Source organism: Chryseobacterium phosphatilyticum (assembly GCF_002899825.2).
Classification (GTDB): domain Bacteria; phylum Bacteroidota; class Bacteroidia; order Flavobacteriales; family Weeksellaceae; genus Chryseobacterium; species Chryseobacterium phosphatilyticum.
Map to the genome: position 1 here is coordinate 1 of NZ_PPED02000079.1, position 471 is coordinate 471.

The window sequence follows — 471 nt, forward strand, 5'->3', positions numbered from 1 at the left end:
ATCTGGATATGCTTTGGCCCAGCAAACCTTTTCAGCGTGGGGGCATGACTTTACCGTCTCGCAGTTCGCGCCCCAGCAGATGATGGTCGGCGTCGCGACCGACAGCAAGACGGGGCGAAAGTTCAACGTCGTGAAGCTGAAGAACGGGAAGATGATGGCCATCTCGCCGATCACCGGCATGCAGGGCATGCCCGAGATGGCCCAGGACGACATGGTCCAATAGGCCGGATTTAGGGCTCACTCATCCCTGATGGTCCGGGTGCCTCATGAAAACGCCTTCGAACGTTCTCGGGGCGCCCGTTCCGTTGTTCTGATCCAGATCGGGTGCGTGGCCAGGATCAGGCTCTGAAGCGCTAGGCATCCACCTGTGCTCGACGACATGGTCACCCTGGTCGGTGCGCGGTTCACGGGGCACGCACTGTGGACGCACTTCCGCCTGGCCTCGTTCAACCTAACGCACGGCTTTAGGAG

At 60.5% G+C, this 471-nt stretch carries 1 protein-coding gene; it reads left to right on the forward strand.

Annotated features, from left to right (window positions below; translation table 11 throughout):
* Positions 1 to 223 (forward strand): hypothetical protein (locus tag C1631_RS23525; protein WP_109714491.1); only part of this gene is annotated, 223 nt, incomplete at its 5' end.
* Positions 224 to 471 lie beyond the last annotated feature (248 nt).